Origin of the sequence: Erythrobacter sp. SDW2 (assembly GCF_021431965.1) — a bacterium.
GTDB lineage: Bacteria > Pseudomonadota > Alphaproteobacteria > Sphingomonadales > Sphingomonadaceae > Parerythrobacter.
The window spans coordinates 83,899-108,324 of the sequence record NZ_CP090370.1 but is presented as its reverse complement, the minus strand read 5'-3'; the positions used below and the strand labels follow the sequence as shown (position 1 = coordinate 108,324).

The following is a 24,426-nucleotide window of genomic DNA, read 5'->3' as shown; positions in this document are numbered from 1 at the left end:
CTCAGAACTTCAGCGGGCCATGCTCTATATGGGGCAAGACATGCCGCGCGAACAGGTCTGCTTCGGTGGTGTGCGGATAGCCGGAGAGGATGAAAGCCTCGATCCCTTCGGCCTGGTAGGCGCGCAGCTTGGCCAGCACCTGGTCGGGGTTGCCGACGATCGCGGCGCCGCAGCCCGAGCGTGCGCGGCCGATGCCGGTCCACAGATTGTCCTCGACAAAGCCGTCGCCGCCCGCCGCGCCGCGCAATTCGGCCTGCCGCTGGACGCCGTAGTTCTTGGCATCGAGCGACTTCTCGCGGATCGCCTGCCCTGCCGCGTCGTCGAGCTTCGACAGCAGCCGGTCGGCATAGGCGCGCGCCTCTTCCTCGGTCTCCCGCACGATCACATGGGCGCGGTAGCCGAACTTGAGCTTGCGGCCGTATTTCGCGGCCCGTTCGGTCAGGTCGGCGACGTTCTCGCGCACCTTGTCCATGGTGTCGGGCCACATCAGATAGACATCGGCTGCTTCTGCCGCGCATTCGCGGGCCTCGTGGCTGAGACCGCCGAAATAGAATGGCGGGCACCTGCCGCTGAGCGTGGTGATCCGCGCCGGGTCGAGCTTGAGCTGGTAGAACTCGCCGTCGAAATCCAGATGCTCGCCATTGAGCAGCGCGCGGACGATCTTCATGATCTCGGTCCCGCGGCGGTAGCGCGGGGCGCTTTCCATCGCCTGCCCCGGCATATCGGAGGAGATGATATTGACGTTGAGGCGCCCGGCGGTCTGGTCGGCGTTCCAGCCGAGGATGCGGTCGAGCGTGGCGATGCGGCGCGCCAGCTGCGGCGGCCAGTCCTCGCCCATGCGGGTCGCCCACAGCAGCTTCATCCGGCTGAGATAGGGCGCGACGGCGGCGGCGAATATCGTGGTGTCGACGCCGAGCTGGTAGCCGGAGGGCAGCAGGATGTTGTCGAACCCGCCCTCTTCGGCGCGCAGCACGATGTTGCGGCAATGCTCCCAGCTAGAGGCGAGCTGCGGGTCGGGCACGCCGAGGAATTCGTAATCGTCATCGCACAGCGCGGAGAACCACGCGATTTCGCATTGTTGCTTGTCGGTCATCAGGGAAGCCTCTCACCACGCGCGGCGACCAGCACCGCGTACCAATCCTGCCGTGTCCAGCGCATGCCGAGCGCCTGGGTGCTTTCGGCGATGCGGGCGGTGCTTTGCGAGCCGATGATCGGCACGATGCCCGCCGGATGGGCCATCAGCCAGCCATAGGCTGCGACCGAGCGGCTGACGCCTTGCTCTGCCGCGATCCGGTCGAGTTCGGTGGCGACGTCCTTGTCGCGCGCGCTCTCGGGCGCGAGCAAGCGTCCGCCGCCCAGCGGCGACCATGCCAGCGGGGTCATGCCCAGCCGCATGGCCTGGTCCAGCTCGCCGTTTTCAAAGCAGTCGATCCGCAGCGGGCTGATTTCGGGCTGGGTCGCCACCAGCGGGGTGTCGAGGAAATGGGCGAGGGCTTCGGTCTGGGCCTGCGTGAAGTTCGACACACCGATGCTGCGGATCTTGCCTGCCGCAACCGCGTCTTCGAGCGTGCGCGCGACCTCTTGCGGGTGGGCCAGGATATCGGGGCGGTGGATCTGGTACAGGTCGATCGTCTCGACCTGCATCCGCCGCAGCGAGGCGTCGATCGCGCCCGAGAGATATTCCGCCGACTGGTCATAGGGCAGCGGGGGCAGGATCCCGCCCTTGCTCGCCAGTACCATGCTGCTGCGCAGGGCAGGTTCCGCCGCCAGGACTTCCCCCAGTAGTGCCTCGGCATCGCCGAAGCCGGCCTTTCCGTCAAAGCCATAGATGTCGGCCGTGTCGAGCAGGGTGATCCCGGCATCGAGCGCGGCGTGGACCAGCCTTGCGGCCTCGGCAGCGGTGCGGCCATTCTCGGCCAGCCGCCACATGCCCCAGGCGAGCGGGCTGATCTCGATATCGCTCGTGCCGAGACGGCGCATGGCGGGCGGAGGTGGCAATTGGCTCATTCGTATCCCTTCGGTGGCGCGACGGATGCGCGTTCGACAAGTTGGTGGGGCAGGCGCTGGTGTTTGATGTCGCCGCCGGAAACGAGAATCTCGGTCGCCGTGCGGGCAAGCTCCGCCATCGGCTGGTGGATTGTCGTCAGCGGCGGATAAACCGTGCGGGCCAATGGCGTGTCGTCGAAGCCGACCACGGACAGGTCGCGGGGCACTTCGATATTGCGCTCATGGGCCACTGCCAGCACGCCCGCCGCCATATCGTCATTGGAAGCGAAGATCGCGGTCGGCGGTTCGGGCAAGTCGAGCAGTTCGCCGCCCGCCCTGATGCCGCTTTCGACGTCGAATTCGCCGTCGTGAACGAGCCCCGGCTCGAAGGAAATGCCCGCCCGGTCGAGCGCGCGGCGATAGCCGAACAGGCGCTCGTCGCTGGCCATGTGGTTGGGATGGCCCTTGATGAAGCCGATCCGCCGATGGCCCTTGTTGATCAGCAGGCTGGTCATGTCGTCGGCGGCCTGGGCATCGTCCATGAACACCGAACTGGTCAGGGCGTGGTTGGTGCCGGGCGAGATGCGGACGAAGGGGATGTCGAGCGTGTCGAGCGTTGCCAGCACAGCCTCGCAATCGGTGACGGGCGAGGACAGGATGATCCCGTCGACATGGGTTTCCATCACCAGCCCGCGCACCTGCTCGCCCACATCGGGGTCCTCGACATCGACCGGCTGGGCGATCAGCCGGATGCCCCGCGCCTTGCAGGCGTCCCAGCATCCGGTCTGGATCTGGAACATGTAATAGGGGCTGTGATTGTCATAGATCAGCGCGACCTGGTTGGACTTCGCGCCCGACAGGATGCGGGCCGCGACGCTGGGCCGAAAGTCGAGTTCCTTCATCGCCCGTTCGATCTTCTCGCGGGTTTCGGCGCGGACATAGGGATGGCCGTTGAGCAGGCGGCTGACGGTCTTGACCGCCACCCCGGCGCGTTCTGCCACATCGCGGATATTCGATCGCTCGCTCATTGTCCCAGCACCTCGGCAAGCCCGGCGAACAGCGGCGCATGGGCGCTGTCGGGGCGATAGAACACAGGCGGCGCTCCGATCGGGGCGAGGACGGTATGCGTCCCGGGCGCGAAGTCGTCGCCGTTCCAGCAGTACCGCCAGGGTCGATCTCCCGGCAAAACGACTTCGCGCCGGTCCACACCTTCCTCGATCACCGGTGCCACCAGCAGGTCACCGCCGTAGAGATACTGGTCCTGCAGCGCAAACAGCGCCGGATCATCTGGATACTCGAGAAACAGGGGGCGCTGCAGCGGCAGTCCGGTCCGGGCCGCTTCGCGGCACAGGGTGCGCACATAGGGCGCGAGATGGGCGTGCACCCGGCTCCAGCGGGCGAAGCAGGCGAGCAGTTCGGGCGTGCTGTCGTATTGCAGATTGTCGTCGGGGCGGTTGCCTTCATGGCTCCGCATCACCGGTGCGAAGGCGGCCAGCTCGCACCAGCGCATCAGCAGCTCTTCGGTGCGGACATGCCCATGGAGCGAGGTATAGCCGCCGCAATCGGAATGGCTGTAGGCATTGCCAACCAACCCCGCCGACAGCGCCGCGGTGATCACCGTGCCGATCCCGTCGTGGCGGGTGAAGTCGACGCACTGATCGCCTGCCCAGAGCAAGGGGCAGTGCGCCTGCACGCCGGAAAAGCCCGCGCGCATGAAGAACACTGCCTCGCCGGTCTTGCCCCGACCGGCAACCGCTCGGGCATTCACTTCGGCCCACCGAACCGGATAGCGGTTGTGCGCCTCCATCGGGTCGGAGCCGTCGGCCAGCCGCAAATCGGTGGGCAGGTACTCCCCGAAATCGGCCATCCACCCGGCGACGCCGCGATCGAGCATTTCGCGCCCGATGATCCGCTCGGCAAACCAGGCGCGGGTTTCCTCGCGGGTGAAATCGAGCACGCCGCAGTCGAACTCGCCGAAATCGACCAGGTGCGGCTCGTCGCTGTCGCGATTGAAGCAGAAGTGTCCGCCCGCTGCCGCTTCGGCGAAAAGCTCGCCATCGACCGCGAGATAGGGGTTCACATAGGCGAGGAAACGGATGTCGCGCGTCGCCAGCTCGGCAATCCGCGCTTCGAGATCGGGGAAGCGCTCGGCGCTGCGCTCTCCCAGATGCCAGTCCCAGAACAGCCGCCGGCCGAAGCTGGTCTGGCGGATGCCTGCCCAATCCTCGCACCACAGGCCGGAAATGGCTGCTCCTGCTGCAACGAACTTCTCGAGCCGCTCGAAACTGCTGTCACCCGATTTCAGCCCCACGATGGCCCCGCCGATGGCCCAGTCGGGCAATTCGGGCTGGCGGCCGAAGTGGGTCGAGAGTTGGGACACCAGCACTTTAGGCCCGTCGGCAGCAAAGAACTCGAACCGCGCGGTGTTGCGCCACACCTCGACCACATGCTGGGTCGGATCGCTGAAGTCGAGCACGCTGTAGCTGCTCTCGCCCAGATGCACTGCCAGCCAGCGCGACGTGAGGAAGGTCGGCTGCGGATAGTTGGTGTTCCAGTAATCGCCGCCCGCCATGCCCTCGGCGTCCATCAGCCGGGTCAGCTCGGTCGACTTGTCGCGCCCCACCCCCGGCTCACTGGTCCACATCGGAAAGCGGCGGCCATTCAAGGCGAGGTAGCTCATCTGCTCTCCGCCGCCCCAGACCGCCTCGCCGGATTCGGCATGGAAGCGCAGGGCGATACGATCATGCGCCGGATCGACAGCGGAGACCCGCAGGACATTGCCGTCCAAGGCCAAACGGGCTGCAACGCTTTCGCCATCCAGCAGTTCGATCCCGCTATCAACCTCCCGCCACCCGATTGGCTCGATCATGTCACGCAGCGTGTCGGAGATGGAGAAGTTGCCGCGCACCATCGCCACGTCGGGCTGTCCGCGAGCGATGACTACCGCAGGACACAATTCGGTGTGACGCAGCACGATATGGCCGCCCAGCCGCAGCTCGAACCCGTTGGAAATGGCAGAAAAGGCCAGTTGCACGGCTCCGTCTCTCTCCCTCAGCGCCAATTCTTGCCCCATATGGCAAGACCAATCAAGGGCGATATGACAACGCTTGACATAAGGGCGGTCCCGGCGCATTTCTGGCCGCATGCGAATGCGCCGACACGGGCTTCACAAGGGGCCTGGCGACGCTTCGGTCACATGGGAGAGACTGATGAGAGATTTGCGGAACCGCGCCGTGCGTGCGCTGGCCTTGTCGACGAGCGCGCTCGGCCTTCTCGCTTCCACCACCGCCTATGCCCAGGAGGCTGACGAGACTGAAGGCGAGGGGATCAATGTGATCGTGGTGACCGCGCAGAAGGTCGCCGAAGACGTGCAGGACGTGCCGATCTCGATCACCGCAGTGACCTCGGAACGGCTGGAAGCCACCGGTACCACCAGCCTCGAAGGGCTGACCCAGCTGGTCCCCTCGGTCACCTTCCGCAAGGGCACCACCAGTGCCAACAGCGCCATCGTGATGCGCGGCGTGGGCACCATCACTTTCTCCATCGCCGCCGAGCCAAGCGTTTCGACGGTGGTCGATGGCGTGGTGCTGAGTCGTTCGGGCCAGGCGTTCATGGACTTGGTCGATGCCGACCGTCTCGAAGTGCTGCGCGGGCCACAAGGCACGCTGTTCGGCAAGAACGCCAGCGCCGGCCTCGTCAACATCGTCTCCAAGGGCGGCACCGATGAGCTGGAAGGAACCGTCCGCGCAGAATGGTTCGAAGGCGACGAATACCGCCTGCGCGGTTCGCTCTCGGGCCCGCTCGGCGGTGACCTGTCAGGCCGTGTCACCGGCTTCTACGGCAGCTATGACGGCAACATCCGCAACATCGCCACTGGCGAGGATGTCAACGGCTACGAACACTACGGTGCGCGCGGCCTGCTCGACTATGACGGCGATGGTGCAACGCTGCGCTTCATCGCCGACTATTTCCAGGCCGACGACGATTGCTGTGCCGACATCACCACCGTCAGCCGCGGCGCCACGCTCGATGCGGAGCTCGGCCTGCCCGGCGGCGTTGCGCAGGGCCTCGACCAGCGCTTCGTCAACCACAACCTCGTCACGCGAACGAAGGACAAGCAGTGGAGCCTGACCGCATCGGGCGATTTCGATGTCTTCGAAAGCCATACCTTCAGCCTGATCGCCGGTTACCGCAACTGGAAGAACCGCGAAATCCGCGAAGGCGACTTCCTGCCGCGCCCGATCGTCGGAACGGCGCAGCTGCACGATGACGGTACGGTCAAGACCCAGCAGTACTCGCTCGAAGCCCGGCTGGCATCGGATCAGTCGCAACCGTTTTTCTACCAGGTCGGCGCGTTCTGGTGGAAGTCGGACAACCAGCAGGTCTTCACCCGCGAAGTGATCAGCTGCGCCAGCTCGACCTCGCCGATCGATCCGGTCAGTGGGGCACGCCCGTGCAACCTGGCGGACACCGTCAACACCATCTTCCCGACTGCCACATCGGACAGCGACGTGAATTCGAAGAACTTCGCGCTGTTCGGGCAGGCGACCTACCGCTTCAGTGACATGTTCGCGCTGACCGGCGGGTTGCGCTACACTTGGGACGATCTCGATTACGTCCACACCCGTGCGCCTGGCGTCAATGCCGCCACCGGGCTTCCGGCGACGGGCCCGGGTGTTTCGGGCAATCCGGCCGGCGGCACTATCGCCAGCGGCGGCAATGGCACCAACACTTCGGCCGGATCGAGCAGCAACGGCAATCTCTCGGGCAAGGCGGTGCTGCAGTTCACGCCGTCGGACGATGTCATGCTCTACGGCAGCTATACCCGCGGGTACAAGGGGCCGGCGTTCAACGTTTTCTTCAACCACACCGCCCCGACCAATGCGGTGCCGATCGACGAGGAAACCTCCGACGCGTTCGAAATCGGCCTCAAGTCGCAGTTTGCCGACAACCGGGTCCAACTCAACCTCGCGGCCTTCTCCGTCGAGTATGACGGGTTCCAGGCCAACAACTTCGTGCTGCTCAACGGCGCGACTGTGACCAACCTGACCAACGCCGGGACGGTCAAGAGCCAGGGCTTCGAAGCCGACCTGCTGGCGGTTCCGGTCGACGGACTGACGCTGCGCGCCAGCGCGGCCTATGCCGATGCCAAGGTCAAGAAGTTCAACCCGAACCCGCTGACCAACGCACCTGACGCACGTGACGGTACCCGGCTGCCGCTGGCGCCGGAGTTCGTATACACGCTGGGTGCCAGCTATGAGACCGACCTTGCCGGTTTCAAGCTCTATATCGACACGGACTTCCGCCATGTCAGCCAGCAGTTCTCCGACCTCGGCGAGCAGGGCCTGATCGATCCCTATGGCATGTGGAACGCCTCGATCGGCTTCTCCGACCAGGACGACAAGTATCGCCTGACCTTCGTGGTCCGCAACATCACCGATGAAAGCTACGCCCTGCTTAACGTGGGCAACGGCCAGCGCCTGCAGATCCCGCGTGACGCGGACCGCTATGTCGGCGTGACGCTGCGGGCCGGCTTCTGATGGCCGCCAGGGCCCTTCGCGGTCGCTAGCGAGGAACGGGGCCGCCGGCGCGATCCGGTGGCCCTTTCCATTTCACCTCTCTGCCTTCAATGTCGGGAGCCGATCATGGCTGGTTCGTCGCACCATATCTCCACCCAGCTGCGCTGGGCGCTGTTCACCACGCTGTGCGTGGCGGGGGTGTTCAACGCGATGGATCGCCCGATCATCGCCATTCTCAAGCCCAACATGATGGCGGACTTCGGCTGGACCGATACCGACTTCGGCGATCTTGCGGCGGTGACGCAGTTCTCCGCTGCGTTTGCCTTCCTGTTCACCGGCTGGCTGGTCGACCGGCTGGGGGTGCACCGCTCGATGCAACTGGGCGCTTCGGCCTGGAGCCTGGCGGCGATGGCGCACGGCTGGGCCGTGACCACCGCACAGGTGGTGGCGGCGCGCGTCGGCCTGGGGGTGACCGAGGCTGTCCAGACTCCGCTGACGATCAAGACCGTCGCAACCCTGTTCGAGCCCGACCGGCGTTCGCTCGCTTTCGGCTTTGCCACGCTGCTGGCGGGGGCAGGGACCATTGCGATGCCGTTCGTCATCCCGGCGCTGGCGCTGGCGGTGGGCTGGCGCGGAGCACTCATGGTCGGTGGGATCGGCGGATTCATCTCGCTCGCCGCGTGGATGTTTCTCGCCCGGGGCCTCTCGCAATTGCGGCAGAGCACAATCGAGGCGACCGACGAGCATCCCGCGGGTGACAGCGGAAGCTATGGCAATATCCTCACCAACCGTCAGACCTGGGGCATCGTCGTGGCCAAGGCGCTGTCGGACATGACCTGGTGGTTCATCAACTTCTGGCTGGCGGATTACTATCGCAAGGAATTCAGCCTGACGACGCTTGACCTGGCAGTGCCGCTGGCGATTGCTTTTGCCGGATCGGGGTTCGGCGCGTTGCTGGCCGGCTGGGTCTCGACCCGGCTGCTGGAGAAGGGCTGGAGCGTCAACCGTGTGCGCAAGACAGTGATGCTGGTCTCGGCGCTGGTGGTCGCGCCCTTGCCGCTGGTGATGGGGCTCGACAGTTACTGGCCGGTAGCCATCATGATCGGGGTGGTCATGGCCGGACACCAGGGCTTCTCGCTGTCGATCTTCTCGACCATCACCGATGTTGTGCCCAACGCCAAGGTCGCGCGGGTGACCGCGTTCGGTGCTTTCATGGGCAATATGGGCGGGGTCGCGATCAGCCTGGTGGCGGGCCGTGTGCTCGACGCGGGGCTGGGCTTCGTGCCGCTGTTCGTCTTTGCGGCCAGTTCCTACCTGCTCGCGCTGGCGTGGTTCCACCTGTTCATCCCGGTCATCCGCCGCAACGAGGGAGCGCTCGCGGTCGCGGATTGAAGCGCCGGTTTGCGCCTCAGGCAAGCTGTGTTACGTCGCTGAAATGAGTGCATTCCCGTTCAGCGCCATCGTCGGCCAGGAAGAGATGAAGCTGGCCCTGCTGGTGGCGGCGGTGGACGGGCGGATCGGCGGGGTGATGATCTTCGGCGATCGCGGAACGGGCAAATCCACCGCCGCCCGCGCGCTCGCCGCGGCGCTGCCGCCGATCCAGGCGGTGGAGGGGTGCCGCTATCACTGTGCGCCGGAAAATCGTGGCTCCTGCCCCGATTGCTGCACCTCGAAGCGCAGCGTCGAGATTGCCGTGCCCTTCGTCGACCTGCCGCTGGGTTCGACCGAGGACCGGGTGCTTGGCACGCTCGATCTCGAGAAAGCGCTGTCGACCGGCGAGAAGCATTTCGAGCCCGGCCTGCTCGCCAAGGCGCACCGCGGTTTCCTCTATATCGACGAGATCAACCTGCTGGAGGATCACGTCGTCGACCTGCTGCTCGATGTCGCCGCCTCGGGCGAGAATCTGGTCGAGCGCGAGGGGCTGAGTGTGCGGCACGATGCGCGCTTCGTGCTGGTCGGCAGCGGCAACCCGGAGGAAGGCGAGTTGCGCCCGCAATTGCTCGACCGGTTCGGCCTCTCGGTCGAAGTCCGCACGCCGCAGGACCTCGACCAGCGGGTCGAGATCATGCGCCGCTGCGATGCGCAGGAGCGTGACGCGAAAAGGTTTACCGCCAAATGGGCAGACGAGGATGCAGCTGTGCTGGCCACGATCGCGGCCGCCAAGAAGTCGCTCAAGTCGGTCAGAACCTCGCCTAAAATGCTGCGCAGCACTGCGTCAATCTGCCAGGCGGTAGGCGCTGACGGACTGCGCGGGGAGCTGACGCTGATGCGAGCGGCGCGGGCGCTGGCGGCGCTGGAGGGCACGAAGTCCGTCACGCTCGACCATCTCACCCGCATGGCCCCGCTGGCGCTGCGCCATCGGCTGCGGCGCGACGTGCTCGACGAAACCGGCTCGACCGTGCGGATCGAGCGGGCGCTGGAAGAGCTGTTCGGTTGAGCGAGGCGCCGGTCCTCGATCCGGGGCTGGCGGATGCTATCCTTGCCACATCGCTGTTCCTGAAAGGCCCGCTGCGCTTCGGCGGCATCGTGCTGCGCGGCTTCGGCCCGGCGCGTGATGTGCTGGTCGATCAAGTCGTCGCGAGATTGGCGGTGGCACGCCCCGTTGCCAAACTGCCCATCAATGCGGATGCAGAGCTTATGGCAGGCGGGATCGACCTGCCCGCTACGCTGGCGAGTGGCACCCGGATCTTGCGCCCCGGCCTGCTCGAACGGCTCGCGGGCGGGGTTCTGCTTGTGCCGATGGCCGAACGGCTCGAACCCGGCATCGCCGCACAGCTGGCGCAAGCGGTCGATCGCGGCGAACTGGCGCTGCTGCTGCTCGACGACGGGATCGAGCCGGACGAAGCCCCACCTCCTGCGCTGCTGGAGCGCGCGGCGTTCCACTGCGACCTGACCCGCGCCGATACGCTGGAGTTTGCGGTGGAAGCTGGCGCTGCGGCATCGGTCCGCGCGCCGACTGGCCGCCAGCGCAAGGCGCTCGCCGGTAGCGCGGCGGCTCTGGGCATCGCCTCGATCCGCCCCGTGCTGTTTGCCGAGCAGGCGGCGCGGCATCATGCGGCCTTCCGCGGCGCGGGTAAGATCGAGGATGGGGACCTTGCCGCAGCGGTGCGACTGGTGCTGGCCCCGCGTGCGACCCGAATGCCGAAGGAGCCGGACCAAGCCTCGCCCCCGCCACAGCCCGAAAGCGCGCTTGACGAAAGCGGGGAGAGCAGCACTCCTCCCCCTTCGCCAGAGGACCTGCCGCTCGAAGACCTCCTTCTCGCCGCCGCCGCCGCCTCGATCCCGCCGCATGTGCTCGACCTGATGCAGCAGGGTGCCTTGCGCGAAGGGCGCGGGCAGGCCGGAAGGAGCGGGCAGAAGCAGAAGTCGGCCCGGCGCGGGCGGCCGCTCGGTTCGCGGCCCGGCATGCCGGGGCAGGGGCGTCGGCTGGCGCTGGTCGATACGCTGCGCGCCGCTGCGCCCTGGCAGGGCCTGCGCCGCGCCATGGCGGGCGGTAATGACACCGGGCGGCTGCACATCCGTACCGATGACCTCCACATCCGCCGCTTCGAGCAGCGCCGAGAGAGCCTGACGATCTTTGTTGTCGATGCCTCGGGCTCCTCTGCCCTCGCGCGACTGGCCGAAGCCAAGGGCGCGGTCGAGCTGATGCTGGCGCAGGCGCATGTGAAGCGGTCGCAGGTCGCGCTGATCGCCTTTCGCAAGAGCGGGGCAGAGGTGCTGCTCGCCCCCACGCGCTCACTCACCCGCGCGCGGCGGGCTCTGGGGGCGCTGCCGGGCGGGGGTGGTACGCCGCTCGCGGCAGGCCTCAGGGAAGCGCTGGTGATGGCCGACAGCGCGCAGAAGCGCGGCCTCACACCGACCATCGCGCTGCTGACCGACGGCAAGGCCAATGTCACGCTTGACGGCGAGGCCGATCGCCCGCGCGCCGCCGCCGAGGTCGAGCAGTGGGCGCGAGCGATTGCGCTGTCCGGACACCTGAGCGTGGTCATCGATATCGCGCCCCGCCCACGCGAGGAAGCTGCCGCGCTGGCTGCCGTCCTGCGCGGGACCTATCTGGCGCTGCCGCACGCCCGCAGCGCGGCGATGGTTGAGGCGATCGAGACCGTGGCCTCGGCGCAAGGCAGATGACCGACCGCTACCCAGACTGGAATCGCGACGGTGCCGACTGGCCCAATCGCGAACACAGCCGGTTCATCGTCAACGGCGGATATCGCTGGCACGTCCAGCGGATGGGGCCTCAAGGCGCGCCGCGCTGCCTGCTGCTGCACGGCACAGGCGCTGCGACGCATAGCTGGCGCGACCTGGTGCCGCTGCTGGCCGCGGGCTTCGAGGTTCTGGCGATGGACCTGCCGGGGCACGGCTTCACCCGTTCCAATTTTGCCAAGCCCGTGACGCTCCCGGGCATGGCTGCCTCGGTCGAAGCGCTGCTGGAGCAGGAGGACTTCGTCCCTGAGCTGATCGTCGGCCATTCCGCCGGCGCGGCCATCGGTATCCAGATGCTGCTCGCCAGCGGCCGCAAGGTGCCGCTGGTCGGGCTCAACCCCGCCCTGCTGCCCTTTCCTGGGTTGGCGGCCAAGCTGTTCCCCTCGCTGGCGCAGTTGCTGTTCGCCAATCCGCTGGTTTCGGTGATTGTCGCCCGGATGATGCGCGCGCCTACGGAGCCCGAGCGATTCCTGAAAAGGGCAACAGGATCACGCCTCGATGCGGCAGGATTGCGAGCCTATCGCGCCCTGCTCACCAAGTCGGGCCATTGCGACGGCGCAATCCGGATGATGGCCAACTGGCGGCTGGAGGATTTGCAGGCCACCTTGCCCCGCTTCGCCGCGCCGGTGCTGCTGGTCCATGCCAGTGGCGACACCGCCATCCCTGCGACGGCGGTGCAGGGAGCAGCCGATCTCATTCCCCGTGCCCGGCTTGTCACCATGCCGGGGGTTGGGCATCTTGCCCATGAGGAACGTCCCCGCGAGACGTCAGAACTTATCTCGGATTTCTTCGACGAGGTGCAATGAAAGGACTGACCATGGAAAACCTCGGCTTCATCGAGATCATCTTTTCCGGCGCAGTCGCGCTCGGCTTCGGCGTGTGGCAATTGTGGTCGGTCAACCGCGAGATCGCCAAGGACAAGGAAGCCGCAGCAAAGAAGGACGAGGCCGAATAGCGCCTGCTAGACCTCGCGCGGCATCTTGTAGGGCAGCATGAACTGCACCACCGGGTTGATCAGCCGGTCGAGCGAGATGCTTTCCTGCACTGCCATCACCTTGTGCCCGAACATCCGCATTGCCAGTGCCGAGCGGGCGTAGAAGGGCGAATCCTCCCATGTCTTCACAACGCTGGCATGGCCGCGGTCGGCGCGGGTCTGGCGCTGCATCAGCCACAGCGTCGGCGGTAGCGGGGCGACCAGCGGCAGCTCTTCCTCGTGCGGGGTGCCGGTATGGTCGAAGCGCAGCGCACTGGCGAAGTGGCTGCCGTCGCGGCGGGTGCCTTCGTAGATCACTCCGACATCGCGTCCGGCGTGGGCGCGCGACCAGTGCCAGCTCTTGAAGCCCGCCTCGATCGGCTCGCTGCCGTGGTTGCCGTCGAGGTAACCGCTGCCCTGCCAAGACACGCCGGGCCGCTCCATCTGCACTTCGACCCGCGCGCGCGGCGCATAGGCCTGCCACATGTGCCGCCCGGCCGGATCGATCCGGAAGGGACGGGTGTTCATCGCCTCGGGATGAAGCACGATCCGTCCCTTGACCCGCCGCCGCCAGGGAATGCCGAGGCGGATGTCGCGTTCCTCGATGTCGATGATCAGGCGATCGTTTTCCCACCGCATGGCGCTGGGGCCGATCTGCAACTGGTCGCGCTCCTGCGATACATCGCCCGCGCCGCGCTCGGTCATCACCCAGCGGGCACTCCGTCGGCCGTAGAGCGCGACATTGAGGCAGCTGTGGTCGAGCGGCGTGCCGCGTCCGGATTTCTTGTAATAGGGCGAGAAGACGCTGCCGATGAAGCCGATAATGGTCAGCCCGTAGGCGCCGCATTCGCTGATCGCATCGACATACCACCAGCGGTAGCCTTGCGGTGGTACCACCGGGTCGAAGCACGGTCGTGCAAGACGGCCTCGCTCGCCAGCCTCCCCGACAAGGCGGCCATCGGCACGCCCGCGCCAGGATGCGTCGCCCCGCCCGCGCAATAGAGCCCATGGATCGCTGTCCGGCTCCCGGGCCGGAGGAAGGAGGCCGCCCACCCGTGCGAAGCCCGACCATAGAGCGCCCCGCCCGTCGCCGGGAAGCGTGTCGAGAAATCGCTGGGCGTGACGAGTGCGTGCGGCAGCGGCGTCTCCAGCTCCAGCCCGCAGGCTTGCAGCCGCTCCAGCATGGTCGATGTGCATCGCTCTCTCTCCTCTGGGCCGTAACTGTGGGTGTCGCCGTTGGCGGGCGCGTTGACGATGACTTGCAGGCGCTCGGGCCCATCGGGGACGGCTCCTGCGCCGCGGTCCAGCGCGCAGACATAGGCCGTCGGGGCAGACGGCACGCGGCCCTGTGCGATCTCGGCAAACTCGCGCGGGTAATCGGGCGAAAAAAACACATTGTGATGGTTCAGCGGGAATCCCGAGGTACGCGCCTTGGCCAGCCACACCATGGCGGAAAGCGAGCGCTTGGCGGGTGGGACCGGACGCACGGCGCGGGCGACACTCTTGCCGAACAGCCCCTTGGCGAGGGCAGCAGGATCGGCGTTGCAGATAACCGAGCCGGTCTCCATTACTTCGCCGCTCTCGAGCCCCACTCCGATAACCCGGCCGCCTCGGGTCGGGATCCAGGTCGCGTTGGCACCATAGCGGAAGCGCGCGCCATTGGCTCGGGCAACGCCTTCAAGTGCGGCGGCGAGGGCGCTCATCCCGCCCTCTATCGCCCACACACCCTGCGCCTCGACATGGGCGATCAGCATCAGCGTGGCCGGGGTGTGGAACGGCGCGGAGCCGCAATAGGTGGTGTAACGCCCGAACAGCTGGCGCAAACGTGGATCGTCGAAATGCTCGCCCAGCACCTTCCACAGGCTCTCGTAGGGGCGGATCGCGAGCAGGGCACCGATCCGCCTCAACCCGATGCGCCACATCAGGCCGGGCGGGTAGGTCTTGCTGCCTTGCAGGAACGGCTTGTCGAGAATGTCATGGATGCGCTTGGCCTCGGCGGAAAAGCTGCGGAACCCTGCGGCGGCGCGGGCGCCGGCAAAGCGGCCCACGGCATCGACGCTGGTCTCGTGATCGGCATGGAGATCGAGATGGCCCGTCTCATCCCAAGCATGGCGCGCGAGCACATCGGCGCGGGTCAAGGTGAGGTGATCTTCCAGCCGGGCCCCGGCATCGACAAAAATGGCCTCGAGCGCCGGGCGCATGGTAAAGACAGTGGGTCCGGCGTCGATTTCGGCATCGCCCACCGGCAGTTGCCGGATCTTTCCGCCGGGCGAATGATCCTTCTCCAGCACCACCACCGGCACCCCGCGCGCCGAGAGCAGCGCAGCGCTGGCAAGTCCCCCTATGCCCGCCCCGATGATGATGGTCGGCGTTTCCGTCATTGACCACAGGCTAACATGGGTCCAGTTCATTGGACATAGGAATATGTCCAACAAGAAAGAATCTGACTTGAACTGGAAGATGCGGCTGGCGCTGCGGCGGAACGCCGTGTTGGGCAGCGCGCGCTTCCAGCGCTGGGCTTCGCACTGGCCGATCGTCCGCAGCGTGGCGCGATACAGGGCGGCGCGGCAGTTCGATCTGATCGCGGGCTTCGTCTACACCCAGGTCACGCAGGTCTATGTCACTACGGGCTTGCTTGCCGCGCTGCGTGAGCGGGTTATGCGCCTCGATGAGGTGCAGGGCCTTACCGGATTGAGCGAAGCGGCGGCGCTGCGACTGCTGCGTGCTGGCGAGGGGATCGGGCTGAGCGAGTCGGCGCAGGAAGGTGTTTGGACCCTCGGCCGGACGGGGGCAGAGCTCTCTGCAAACGATGGTGCCATGGCGATGGTGGCGCATCATGCGCTGCTTTATCGCGACCTCGCAAATCCGCTCGAATTGCTGCGCCGCGCTCCGGGTGAAGGCACCGCCCTGTCCGCCTTCTGGACCTATGCCATGCCTGGTGGGGCCGAGCAGTCGGCGCAGCCCTATTCGCAGCTGATGGCCGCCACTCAGCCGATGGTGTGGCAGCAGGTTATCGGGCACTATCGCTTCGATTCGCATCGGAGAATGCTCGATGTCGGCGGCGGATCGGGCGGCTTTGTCGAGGCCATCGGGACCCATGCGACCGGCCTCAAGCTCGGGATCTTCGACCTTCCGGAAGTGGTCATGCTCGCCCGCAACCGCGTCGCCGGAACCGCGCTGGAGCCTCGCGTGGCCCTCCACCCGGGCAGCTTCCGGACAGACCCGATCCCGACCGGCTACGACCTCGTAACGCTGGTGCGGATCCTGCACGATCATGACGACGACGTCGCGCAGGCCTTGCTCGGCTCGATCTTCGAGTCGCTGCCTTCCGGCGGCAAGTTGTTGATTATCGAACCGATGGCCCGAACGCGCGGCGCCAAGGCCATGGGCGATAGTTATTTCGGGCTCTATCTCTGGGCCATGGGCTCGGGCCGCCCACGCCCCTTCGCAGAGATCGCCGGAATGGCCCGAAAGGCCGGATTTGCGCGAGTCGTGGAGATCGACACCCCACTGCCGATCATCGCCCGGGCCCTGCTGGCGCGCAAAGCCAGCTGAACTGACACAGCAAAGTGTCCAATAAAATTGACAACGTTCCGCGTTCTGTTACCTAGACAGATGTCGGAGTCCCTTCGCCTCAAGAGTGGGACCAGAGAGGGAGCTGTTTGGAAACATCCGCCATCATTCTCGACGCGCCAGAGCGTCTATCCTTGCGGAACCTTGAACTGATTCCCCTGACCGAGAACGATGTGCGTGTCGAAATCCACTGGAGCGGCATCAGCACCGGCACCGAAAAGCTGCTCTGGACCGGCAAAATGCCCGCATTTCCGGGAATGGGGTATCCGCTGGTGCCTGGATACGAGTCGATCGGGCGAGTGGTCGAAACCGGCCTCGCCGCGACTTCCAGGCTGGGTGAGTGGGTCTTCGTGCCTGGTGCCAACTGCTATCGCGAGGCGCGTGGCCTGTTCGGCGGATCGGCCCGCACCGTCATTCTCCCCTCCGCCCGCGCGCTGACGATTTCCGAGTCGCTGGGCCGTGACGGCATTCTCTATGCTTTGGCAGCGACCGCACTGCATGCCATCGCCCATGGCAGCCCGCCCGAACTGATCGTCGGACATGGCATCCTCGGCCGGCTGCTGGCGCGGCTGACGATAGCAGCGGGGGCGCCGCCGCCCGTGGTGTGGGACACCAATACCGCCCGCCAGGACGGTGCGCAGGGCTATGAGGTCATCCACCCGGAAGATGACGACCGGCGGGACTATGCCAGCATCTACGACGTCAGCGGCGATGCCTCGGCCATGGATGCCTTCATCGCGCGGCTGGCGAAGGGCGGCGAGCTGGTCCTGGCGGGGTTCTACAGCCAACCGATCCAGTTCACTTTCCCGCCGGCATTCCAGCGCGAAGCACGGCTGCGGATCGCTGCCGAATGGCAACCCGAAGACCTCGCCTCGGTCGACGCACTGATAGAAACCGGCGCGCTCGACCTGTCGGGGCTCATTTCACACCAGGCCCCCGCGACCGACGCGGCGCGCGCCTATCCCACCGCCTTTGCAGACCCGCAGTGCCTCAAGATGGTGCTCGATTGGAGAGAATGCGCATGAGCATGCTGGACGTCGAAACCCTCCGCGAGGAAGCGGCGCAGGAGCCCGATCCGGTCCACACCGGTGAAGTGAAGTCGGAAACGCAGGTCATCGCGATCTACGGCAAGGGCGGCAGCGGCAAGAGCTTCGCGCTGTCCAACCTCAGCTACATGATGGCGCAGCAGGGCAAGCGGGTGCTGCTGATCGGCTGCGACCCGAAGAGTGACACCACATCGCTCCTGTTCGGCGGCAAGAGCTGCCCGACCATCATCGAAACCAGCTCGAAGAAGAAGCTGGCGGGTGAGGAGGTCACCATCGAGGACGTCTGCTTCCAGCGCGACGGTGTGTTCGCGATGGAACTGGGCGGCCCCGAGGTCGGTCGCGGCTGCGGTGGGCGCGGCATCATCCACGGCTTCGAACTGCTGGAAAAGCTCGGCTTCCACGACTGGGGCTTCGACTACGTGCTGCTGGACTTCCTCGGCGACGTGGTCTGCGGCGGCTTCGGCCTGCCGATCGCCCGTGACATGTGCCAGAAGGTTATCGTTGTCGGATCGAACGACTTGCAGTCGCTTTACGTCGCCAACAACGTCTGCAAGGCGGTCGAATATTTCCGCAAGATGGGCGGCAATGTCGGCGTTGCCGGCATGATCATCAACAAGGATGACGGCACCGGCGAGGCGCAGGCCTTCGCCAAGGCGGTCGATATCCCGGTTCTGACGGCCATCCCCGCCAACGAGGACATCCGCCGCAAGTCCGCCAATTACCAGATCATCGGCATGCCCGGCGGCGAATGGGGAGGGCTGTTCGAAGAGCTGGCGACCAATGTCGCCAATGCTCCGCCGCGCCGCCCGACGCCGCTGGAACAGGAAGGCCTGCTCGGCCTGTTCTCCCCGGAAGACGTCGGCGGCGACATCCAGCTCGTTCCCGCTACCCAGGCCGACATGCGCGGCGGCACTTACGAAGAGAAGCCGTCGCTCGAGGTGATCTATGACGAGGTGTAACGGATGACGGAGCTCGCCGCCTCCACCGAGCGCGCACCCGACCGGATCGAGCTCGATCCGCAAGCGGGTAGCGGCTGCCATGGTGGCGCGGACACCATGCGCGAAGCGGCCAAGAAAGCGGGCAAGAGCGAGATCCTCGACCAGTTCGAGAAAGACTACCCGCTAGGCCCGCACGACCAACCGCAGTCGATGTGCCCGGCATTTGGCTCGCTCCGGGTGGGCCTCAGGATGCGCCGCACAGCGACGATCCTCTCCGGCTCTGCTTGCTGCGTCTATGGACTGACGTTTACGTCGCACTTCTACGGTGCACGCCGCAGCGTTGGCTATGTCCCGTTCAGTTCGGAGACGCTCGTCACCGGAAAGCTGTTCGAAGACATCAAGGAAGCCGTCGAACAGATGGCCGACCCCGAGAAATACGACACCATCGTGGTCACCAACCTCTGCGTGCCGACCGCCAGCGGGGTGCCGCTGCGGCTGCTGCCCGATGCCATCAACGGCGTGCGGATCATCGGCATCGATGTGCCCGGCTTCGGCGTGCCGACCCATGCCGAGGCGAAGGACGTGCTCGCCGGCGCGATGCTCAAATATGCTCGCGAGGAAGCGCAGCAAGGACCGGTGGCGGCCCCTGCCACGCGTGCCGACAAGCCCGGCGTGACGCTGCTCGGCGAGATGTTCCCGGCCGACCCGGTCGGCATCGGCATGATGCTCGCCCCGCTAGGCCTTGCTGCGGGGCCAGTGGTGCCCACCCGCGAATGGCGCGAGCTCTATGCCGCGCTCGACGGGGCGGTGATTGCGGCAATCCATCCTTTCTACACCGCCAGCGTGCGCGAGTTCGAAGCCGCCGGGCGCAAGGTCGTGGGCTCCGCCCCGGTCGGCGTCGACGGCACCGCCGCCTGGCTTGCCAGCATCGGTGAAGCGACCGGAGCGAGCGCAGGGCAGATTGCGGCGGCACAGAACGTGATCCTGCCCTCGATCCGCAAGGCACTGGCCTCCAAGCCCATCGAGGGCCGCATCACCGTTTCAGGCTACGAAGGTTCGGAACTGCTGGTCGCCCGCCTGCTCGTCGAAAGCGGGGCGGAGGTGCCCTATGTCGGCACCGCCTGTCCGCGCACGCCGTGGTCGGAAGCCGACCGCGACTGGCTGGAGGCCCGCGGCGTCCGGGTCAACTATCGCGCCAGCCTGGAACAGGACATTGCAGCGGTCGAGGAATTCGGCCCCGATCTCGCCATTGGCACCACGCCGGTGGTGCAGCATGCCAAGGCTAAGGCGGTCCCGGCGCTCTATTTCACCAATCTCATCTCGGCCCGCCCCCTTATGGGCCCCGCAGGTGCTGGCAGCCTGGCGCAGGTGGTCAATGCCGCCATCGGCAACCGTGAACGCTTTGCCCGGATGCGCGAGTTCTTCGAAGGCGTCGGTGAAGGCCACGCCAGCGGGATCTGGGAAGAAACCCCGGTCGACCGACCCAAGTTCAAGGCCAAGTATGCCGCGCAAAATGCCGCCGCCGCCAAGGCAGCGGAGGCGGTCGGCTCATGACGCTGATCCTCGATCACGACCGGGCGGGCGGCTATTGGGGCGCGGTCTATGCCTTCACCGCGGTGAAGGGTCTGCAGGTGATCGTCGACGGTCCGGTCGGGTGCGAGAACCTGCCGGTCACCAGCGTGCTGCATTACACCGACGGGCTTCCTCCGCACGAACTGCCCATCGTGGTCACGGGGCTGGGCGAGGAAGAGCTCGGCAAGACCGGCACCGAAGGCGCGATGAAGCGCGCCTGGCAGTCGCTCGATCCCGATCTGCCGGCGGTAGTCGTGACGGGCTCCATCGCCGAGATGATCGGCGGCGGGGTCACGCCCGAAGGCACCAATATCAAGCGCTTCCTGCCGCGCACCATCGACGAGGATCAGTGGCAGTCCGAAGACCGCGCGCTCAGCTGGCTGTGGACCGAGTTCGGGCCCAAGAAGATGCCCGAGCCGCGCAAGCTGAAGGATGGCGACAAGCCGCTCGTCAACATCATCGGGCCTTCCTACGGCATGTTCAACATGCCGAGCGACCTCGCCGAGATCCGGCGGCTGGTCGAAGGGATCGGGGCCGAGGTCAACATGGTCTTCCCCCTCGGAACGCATCTGGCGGATATCCGCCGGCTGGCCGATGCCTCGGTCAATATCTGCATGTACCGCGAGTTCGGTCGCAATCTGTGCGAGCTGCTCGAGCGGCCATATCTGCAAGCACCCATCGGCCTCGACTCGACCACCCGCTTCCTGCGCCAGCTGGGCGATCTCACCGGACTCGATCCGGAGCCGTTCATCACCCGGGAAAAGCACACCACGATCAAGCCGTTGTGGGACCTGTGGCGTTCCGTCACGCAGGACTTCTTCGGCACCGCCAATTTCGCGATCGTCGCCAACGAGACCTACGCCCGCGGCATCCGCAATTTCCTCGAGAACGACATGGGCCTGCCCTGTGCGTTCGCATTCAGCAGGTCGGCGGGGATCAAGCCCGACAACCAGTCGGTACGCGAAGCGATCATCGAGAACCCGCCGATGGTGGTGTTCGGCAGCTACAACGAACGGATGTACATGGCCGAGTGCGGCGCGCGAGGGATCTATATCCCCGCAAGCTTCCCCGGCGCAGCGATCCGGCGGCACACCGGTACGCCCTACATGGGATATTCCGGTGCGACCTGGCTGGTGCAGGAAGTGTGCAATGCGCTGTTCGACGCGCTGTTCCACATCCTGCCGCTTTCGACCCAGATGGACGCCGGCGCCCAGACGCCGGCGCGCAACCAGGCCCCGCTCGCATGGGAGCCGGAGGCCAAGGCCAAGCTCGACGCCATCGTCGAAGCGCAGCCGGTGCTGGTGCGGATTTCCGCCGCCAAGCGCCTGCGCGACGCCGCCGAACGGCACGCCCGCATGGACGGCGATACCACAGTTACCGCAGACCGCCTTGCCGCGGTGCTGCTCGAAGGAGCGGGTGCATGACCCGCCAACGCCATTTGCCGGGCCCCTGTCCGGCATCACAGACCTGGGCGGCCATGTCGGTCGGCCGGGAACACCCGTGGGAGGCGCCTCTCGGCGGCTTTCGGGGGGCTAAACCGGAGAAGGAAATATGAGCGAAGACTCTGATCGCTTTGGTCCAGGGGCGTATCTCACGCCCGAGGAGGCCAAGGAATTTCACAAGATTTTCATGAGCAGCTTCATCTTCTTCACCATCGTGGCGATCATCGCTCACGCTCTGGTGTGGATGTGGCGTCCGTGGTTCCCTGGCGTGAACGGCTATGCCGCTCTCGAGCATGGCACCCAGTACGCGCAGGCCGCTCTGACCACGTTCTTCGGATAGGAGAGAGACCATGTGGAGACTTTGGCTGATTTTCGACCCGCGTCGGACACTGGTTGCCCTGGCAATCTTCCTGTTCGTCCTGGCCCTGCTGATCCACTTCATCCTGTTGAGCACCAATCGCTTCAACTGGATCGAAGGGCCCGCGGCTGCTCCGGCGGCCACGGCCATGGTGGGGCAGGCTGAAACCCTTACCTGAACTCGGCCCCTTGCGGAGGTCATGGTGCCCTGGTGGCGCCATGCCTCCCACCGGGTTTTGAATGAAAGACATCTCGCAGCGCCCGCCTTTCGCGGGGCGCCGCTGGATTACGCCCAGGGGATATTGCGATGTCGCTTTTGAGCTTTGAGAGAAAATACCGCGTCAGGGGAGGGACCCTGATCGGTGGCGACCTGTTCGATTTCTGGATCGGGCCGTTTTATGTCGGCTTTTTCGGAGTGGTGACCGCGATATCGGCGATCCTGGGCACGGCTCTGATCTTCTACGCAGCCTCGCAGGGGCCGACGTGGAACCCGTGGCTGATTTCCATCAACCCGCCGGACATTTCGGCCGGCCTCTCGCTGGCCCCGCTCAACGAGGGCGGTTTCTGGCAGATCATCACCTGCTGCGCGATCATCGCCTTTGTTTCATGGGCGCTGCGTGAAGTGGAAATCTGCCGCAAGCTGGGCATGGGTTATCATGTCCCGATCGCGTTCGGTTTTGCCATCCTCGCCTATGTCACGCTGGTGGTGTTCCGACCGTTGCTGATGGGGGCATGGGGATATGGTTTCCCCTATGGCATCTTCAGCCATTTGGACTGGGTGTCCAACACCGGCTACACCTACGTCAACTTCCACTACAATCCGGCGCACATGATCGCCGTCTCGTTCTTCTTCGTGACCTGCTTCGCGCTGGCGCTGCACGGCTCGCTGATCCTGTCGGCGGTCAATCCCAAGAAAGGCGAGACCGTCAAGACGCCCGAATCGGAAGACACCTTCTTCCGCGACCTGATCGGCTATTCGGTCGGCACCATCGGGATCCACCGCCTCGGTCTGTTCCTGGCACTCAACGCCGGGTTCTGGAGCGCGGTGTGCATCATCATTGCCGGGCCGCTCTATGACGGCAGCTTCCCCGAATGGTGGGAATGGTGGCGCAACATGCCGATCTGGTCGTGAGGGGGAGAAAAGACATGGCACGCTATCAAAACATCTTCACTCAGGTCCAGCTGACCCACGCCCCGGAAATGGGCGTCCACTTGCCTGCCGGCGAGCAGGGCGACCGGACCCGGACAACCACATTCAACTACTGGATGGGCAAGTTCGGCCAGGCGCAGATCGGACCGATCTATCTCGGCTGGCTGGGTATCGCCTCGCTGTTGTTCGGGTTCTTCGCGATCGAGATCATCGGCCTCAACATGCTCGCCTCGGTCAACTGGGACCTGGCAGAATTCGTGCGCCAGTTCTTCTGGCTCGGTCTGTCGCCCCCGGGGCCGGAATACGGTTTCTCGCCATTCGTCCCGCTCAATGAAGGCGGCTGGTGGATCCTCGCCGGCTTCTTCCTGACGCTATCGATCCTGCTGTGGTGGGTCCGGACCTATCGCCGCGCCCGCGCACTGGGGATGGGGACGCATGTCGCCTGGGCGTTTCTCAGCGCTATATGGCTCTATCTCGTGCTGGGCTTCATCCGTCCGTTCTTCATGGGCAGCTGGGCGGAATCGGTTCCGTTCGGGATTTTCCCGCACCTCGAGTGGACCAACAACTTCTCGCTGCTCTACGGCAACCTGTTCTACAACCCGTTCCACGCGCTCTCGATCGTCTTCCTCTACGGGTCGGCGCTGCTGTTCGCGATGCACGGGGCGACGATCCTGGCGGTTGGCCGTTATGGCGGTGAGCGCGAGCTCGAGCAGATCACCGACCGCGGCACGGCCTCGGAGCGTGCGGCGCTGTTCTGGCGCTGGACCATGGGCTTCAACGCCACGATGGAATCGATCCACCGCTGGGCCTGGTGGTTTGCGGTGCTCTGCACACTGACCGGTGGGATCGGCATCCTGCTCACCGGCACGGTGGTCGACAACTGGTACCTGTGGGCGATCGAACACAAGTTCGCCCAGCCTTACTAGGGGATGCGAACGGCAACGACCGATCTCCCGTCAGAACCTCCGGCAGCTTCGACTGCCGCGACAAGGGGCCCGATCGCAAGATCGGGCCCCTTTCCCTGTCGGACCCAAGGGCAGGCACGCGGAACGCTTCGCGCCTTCGAGCGCTTGACCATCATCAAGCGAAAGGACCGACGATGATGGCAATCGCGAAATTTGCTCCAGCCCTGGCTTTGGCAACCATGGGCCTTGCCGCCTGCAACGACACTGGGGAAGAGACACCTGCCGCGCCCGACATGGAGCTGGCGGAAGACGCTGCGGACGGCACCGTCGCCGACGAAATGGACTCGGGGGCGCCGGAAATCCGCGAAGGCGGGGGCATGGCGACGGGTTCGGCCGACAATCCCAATGAACCGGTCGTGCCCGAGACGGCACCGACACCCGAGGAATCCGAGGCAGCTGAAGTGCGTTGAGCCGGACGGTGGCTATTTCAGGTCGTTAGCTGGCTGCTTGCGCGCTGCTATGCGGCGGAGCTTGAGGTCGAGCAGGTGAACCGGGAAAGCGGCGGCCAGCGGGATGGCGATCCAGGGCCATGACGCTCCGGTCAGCGCCGCGCGCAGTGCTATCATCATCAGCACGGCGGGAACCAGCGCGGCAAACACGTTGACGGCGCTGCGCCCGCGCCAGATCAGTACCATGCCTTCCAGCACCAGCACGGCGAGGACCACGTCGACCGCCCGCCCGCTGGTGAAGAACTCTGTCATC

At 65.8% G+C, this 24,426-nt stretch carries 23 protein-coding genes; 16 read left to right on the top strand and 7 right to left on the bottom strand.

Annotation, left to right across the window (positions count from 1 at the left end):
* Position 1 precedes the first annotated feature (1 nt).
* The 4 genes from LY632_RS00535 to LY632_RS00520 are packed head-to-tail and all read right to left on the bottom strand — an operon-like array spanning position 2 to position 5,020.
* Entirely contained in the window at positions 2–1,093 is a 1,092-nt protein-coding gene (locus LY632_RS00535) for an LLM class flavin-dependent oxidoreductase (RefSeq protein ID WP_234091881.1), read from the bottom strand.
* Positions 1,093–2,007, bottom strand: coding sequence for an aldo/keto reductase family oxidoreductase (locus tag LY632_RS00530; protein ID WP_234091880.1), 915 nt, complete (start codon positions 2,005–2,007; stop codon positions 1,093–1,095). Before LY632_RS00530 ends, LY632_RS00535 begins: the two co-directional genes overlap by 1 nt.
* Positions 2,004–3,014, bottom strand: a complete 1,011-nt coding sequence (locus LY632_RS00525; RefSeq protein WP_234091879.1) for a LacI family DNA-binding transcriptional regulator — start codon at positions 3,012–3,014, stop codon at positions 2,004–2,006. The genes LY632_RS00530 and LY632_RS00525 overlap by 4 nt, the downstream gene beginning before the upstream one ends.
* Positions 3,011–5,020, bottom strand: coding sequence for an alpha-glucosidase (locus LY632_RS00520; RefSeq protein WP_234091878.1), 2,010 nt, complete (start codon positions 5,018–5,020; stop codon positions 3,011–3,013). The genes LY632_RS00525 and LY632_RS00520 overlap by 4 nt, the downstream gene beginning before the upstream one ends.
* Before the next feature lie 175 nt (positions 5,021–5,195).
* Between LY632_RS00520 and LY632_RS00515 the strand changes: the two genes are divergently transcribed.
* The 6 genes from LY632_RS00515 to LY632_RS00490 all read left to right on the top strand — a co-directional run bounded on the left by LY632_RS00515 (position 5,196) and on the right by LY632_RS00490 (position 12,663).
* The gene (locus LY632_RS00515) at positions 5,196–7,526 is read left to right on the top strand and encodes a TonB-dependent receptor (RefSeq protein WP_234091877.1); all 2,331 of its coding nucleotides are present in this window, start codon (positions 5,196–5,198) and stop codon (positions 7,524–7,526) included.
* Positions 7,527–7,631: 105 nt separating this feature from the next.
* Positions 7,632–8,897: an MFS transporter gene (locus tag LY632_RS00510; protein WP_234091876.1), complete on the top strand. Its 1,266-nt coding sequence runs from the start codon at positions 7,632–7,634 to the stop codon at positions 8,895–8,897.
* A gap of 43 nt (positions 8,898–8,940) precedes the next feature.
* Positions 8,941–9,942: a magnesium chelatase ATPase subunit I gene (gene bchI / locus LY632_RS00505; RefSeq protein WP_234091875.1), complete on the top strand. Its 1,002-nt coding sequence runs from the start codon at positions 8,941–8,943 to the stop codon at positions 9,940–9,942.
* On the top strand, positions 9,939–11,633 hold the full coding sequence (locus LY632_RS00500) for a VWA domain-containing protein (RefSeq protein ID WP_234091874.1): 1,695 nt from the start codon (positions 9,939–9,941) through the stop codon (positions 11,631–11,633). The genes bchI and LY632_RS00500 overlap by 4 nt, the downstream gene beginning before the upstream one ends.
* Positions 11,630–12,514, top strand: a complete 885-nt coding sequence (bchO, locus tag LY632_RS00495; protein ID WP_234091873.1) for an alpha/beta fold hydrolase BchO — start codon at positions 11,630–11,632, stop codon at positions 12,512–12,514. The genes LY632_RS00500 and bchO overlap by 4 nt, the downstream gene beginning before the upstream one ends.
* On the top strand, positions 12,511–12,663 hold the full coding sequence (locus LY632_RS00490; protein ID WP_234091872.1) for a hypothetical protein: 153 nt from the start codon (positions 12,511–12,513) through the stop codon (positions 12,661–12,663). The genes bchO and LY632_RS00490 overlap by 4 nt, the downstream gene beginning before the upstream one ends.
* 6 nt (positions 12,664–12,669) lie before the next feature.
* On the opposite strand, the gene LY632_RS00485 is transcribed toward LY632_RS00490, so the two are convergent.
* Positions 12,670–13,578 carry a hypothetical protein gene (locus LY632_RS00485; protein ID WP_234091871.1) on the bottom strand — a complete coding sequence of 303 codons (909 nt, stop codon included), beginning with the start codon at positions 13,576–13,578 and terminating at the stop codon, positions 12,670–12,672.
* A complete protein-coding gene (gene crtD, locus LY632_RS00480; RefSeq protein WP_234091870.1) occupies positions 13,509–15,062 on the bottom strand; it encodes a 1-hydroxycarotenoid 3,4-desaturase CrtD in 1,554 nt (517 codons plus the stop codon). Before crtD ends, LY632_RS00485 begins: the two co-directional genes overlap by 70 nt.
* A gap of 67 nt (positions 15,063–15,129) precedes the next feature.
* On the opposite strand from crtD, the gene LY632_RS00475 reads away from it, so the two are divergent.
* From LY632_RS00475 to LY632_RS00430, 10 genes are all read left to right on the top strand, one after another.
* Positions 15,130–16,236, top strand: a complete 1,107-nt coding sequence (locus LY632_RS00475; protein ID WP_234091869.1) for a methyltransferase — start codon at positions 15,130–15,132, stop codon at positions 16,234–16,236.
* A gap of 107 nt (positions 16,237–16,343) precedes the next feature.
* Entirely contained in the window at positions 16,344–17,279 is a 936-nt protein-coding gene (gene bchC / locus LY632_RS00470; RefSeq protein WP_234091868.1) for a chlorophyll synthesis pathway protein BchC, read from the top strand.
* The gene (locus LY632_RS00465; protein ID WP_234091867.1) at positions 17,276–18,259 is read left to right on the top strand and encodes a chlorophyllide a reductase iron protein subunit X; all 984 of its coding nucleotides are present in this window, start codon (positions 17,276–17,278) and stop codon (positions 18,257–18,259) included. The genes bchC and LY632_RS00465 overlap by 4 nt, the downstream gene beginning before the upstream one ends.
* A gap of 3 nt (positions 18,260–18,262) precedes the next feature.
* Positions 18,263–19,792: a chlorophyllide a reductase subunit Y gene (bchY, locus tag LY632_RS00460; RefSeq protein WP_234091866.1), complete on the top strand. Its 1,530-nt coding sequence runs from the start codon at positions 18,263–18,265 to the stop codon at positions 19,790–19,792.
* The gene (gene bchZ / locus LY632_RS00455) at positions 19,789–21,234 is read left to right on the top strand and encodes a chlorophyllide a reductase subunit Z (RefSeq protein ID WP_234091865.1); all 1,446 of its coding nucleotides are present in this window, start codon (positions 19,789–19,791) and stop codon (positions 21,232–21,234) included. Before bchY ends, bchZ begins: the two co-directional genes overlap by 4 nt.
* A 127-nt stretch (positions 21,235–21,361) precedes the next feature.
* Positions 21,362–21,592 carry a light-harvesting antenna LH1, beta subunit gene (gene pufB / locus LY632_RS00450; protein ID WP_234091864.1) on the top strand — a complete coding sequence of 77 codons (231 nt, stop codon included), beginning with the start codon at positions 21,362–21,364 and terminating at the stop codon, positions 21,590–21,592.
* A 10-nt stretch (positions 21,593–21,602) separates the two neighbouring features.
* Positions 21,603–21,788 (top strand): light-harvesting antenna LH1, alpha subunit, encoded by a 186-nt coding sequence (pufA, locus tag LY632_RS00445; RefSeq protein ID WP_234091863.1) that lies wholly within the window; start codon positions 21,603–21,605, stop codon positions 21,786–21,788.
* A 128-nt stretch (positions 21,789–21,916) separates the two neighbouring features.
* On the top strand, positions 21,917–22,741 hold the full coding sequence (gene pufL, locus LY632_RS00440) for a photosynthetic reaction center subunit L (protein WP_234091862.1): 825 nt from the start codon (positions 21,917–21,919) through the stop codon (positions 22,739–22,741).
* Positions 22,742–22,755: 14 nt separating this feature from the next.
* Positions 22,756–23,685: a photosynthetic reaction center subunit M gene (gene pufM, locus LY632_RS00435; protein ID WP_234091861.1), complete on the top strand. Its 930-nt coding sequence runs from the start codon at positions 22,756–22,758 to the stop codon at positions 23,683–23,685.
* Between the two features lie 173 nt (positions 23,686–23,858).
* On the top strand, positions 23,859–24,134 hold the full coding sequence (locus LY632_RS00430) for a hypothetical protein (RefSeq protein ID WP_234091860.1): 276 nt from the start codon (positions 23,859–23,861) through the stop codon (positions 24,132–24,134).
* Between the two features lie 12 nt (positions 24,135–24,146).
* Here the strand turns inward: LY632_RS00430 and LY632_RS00425 are convergent, their stop codons facing one another.
* The gene (locus tag LY632_RS00425; protein ID WP_234091859.1) at positions 24,147–24,425 is read right to left on the bottom strand and encodes a hypothetical protein; all 279 of its coding nucleotides are present in this window, start codon (positions 24,423–24,425) and stop codon (positions 24,147–24,149) included.
* Position 24,426: the final 1 nt, after the last annotated feature.

What these genes read in the sequence shown, in the direction of transcription:
- LY632_RS00535 (WP_234091881.1), bottom strand. Translation starts at nt 1,093, where the DNA reads ATGACCGACAAGCAACAATGCGAAATCGCGTGGTTCTCCGCGCTGTGC.
- bchO (WP_234091873.1), top strand. Translation starts at nt 11,630, where the DNA reads ATGACCGACCGCTACCCAGACTGGAATCGCGACGGTGCCGACTGGCCC.
- bchZ (WP_234091865.1), top strand. Translation starts at nt 19,789, where the DNA reads ATGACGCTGATCCTCGATCACGACCGGGCGGGCGGCTATTGGGGCGCG.
- bchI (WP_234091875.1), top strand. Translation starts at nt 8,941, where the DNA reads ATGAGTGCATTCCCGTTCAGCGCCATCGTCGGCCAGGAAGAGATGAAG.
- pufA (WP_234091863.1), top strand. Translation starts at nt 21,603, where the DNA reads ATGTGGAGACTTTGGCTGATTTTCGACCCGCGTCGGACACTGGTTGCC.
- pufL (WP_234091862.1), top strand. Translation starts at nt 21,917, where the DNA reads ATGTCGCTTTTGAGCTTTGAGAGAAAATACCGCGTCAGGGGAGGGACC.
- LY632_RS00515 (WP_234091877.1), top strand. Translation starts at nt 5,196, where the DNA reads ATGAGAGATTTGCGGAACCGCGCCGTGCGTGCGCTGGCCTTGTCGACG.
- pufB (WP_234091864.1), top strand. Translation starts at nt 21,362, where the DNA reads ATGAGCGAAGACTCTGATCGCTTTGGTCCAGGGGCGTATCTCACGCCC.
- bchY (WP_234091866.1), top strand. Translation starts at nt 18,263, where the DNA reads ATGACGGAGCTCGCCGCCTCCACCGAGCGCGCACCCGACCGGATCGAG.
- LY632_RS00490 (WP_234091872.1), top strand. Translation starts at nt 12,511, where the DNA reads ATGAAAGGACTGACCATGGAAAACCTCGGCTTCATCGAGATCATCTTT.
- LY632_RS00430 (WP_234091860.1), top strand. Translation starts at nt 23,859, where the DNA reads ATGATGGCAATCGCGAAATTTGCTCCAGCCCTGGCTTTGGCAACCATG.
- LY632_RS00465 (WP_234091867.1), top strand. Translation starts at nt 17,276, where the DNA reads ATGAGCATGCTGGACGTCGAAACCCTCCGCGAGGAAGCGGCGCAGGAG.
- pufM (WP_234091861.1), top strand. Translation starts at nt 22,756, where the DNA reads ATGGCACGCTATCAAAACATCTTCACTCAGGTCCAGCTGACCCACGCC.
- LY632_RS00530 (WP_234091880.1), bottom strand. Translation starts at nt 2,007, where the DNA reads ATGAGCCAATTGCCACCTCCGCCCGCCATGCGCCGTCTCGGCACGAGC.
- LY632_RS00525 (WP_234091879.1), bottom strand. Translation starts at nt 3,014, where the DNA reads ATGAGCGAGCGATCGAATATCCGCGATGTGGCAGAACGCGCCGGGGTG.
- LY632_RS00425 (WP_234091859.1), bottom strand. Translation starts at nt 24,425, where the DNA reads ATGACAGAGTTCTTCACCAGCGGGCGGGCGGTCGACGTGGTCCTCGCC.
- LY632_RS00510 (WP_234091876.1), top strand. Translation starts at nt 7,632, where the DNA reads ATGGCTGGTTCGTCGCACCATATCTCCACCCAGCTGCGCTGGGCGCTG.
- crtD (WP_234091870.1), bottom strand. Translation starts at nt 15,062, where the DNA reads ATGACGGAAACGCCGACCATCATCATCGGGGCGGGCATAGGGGGACTT.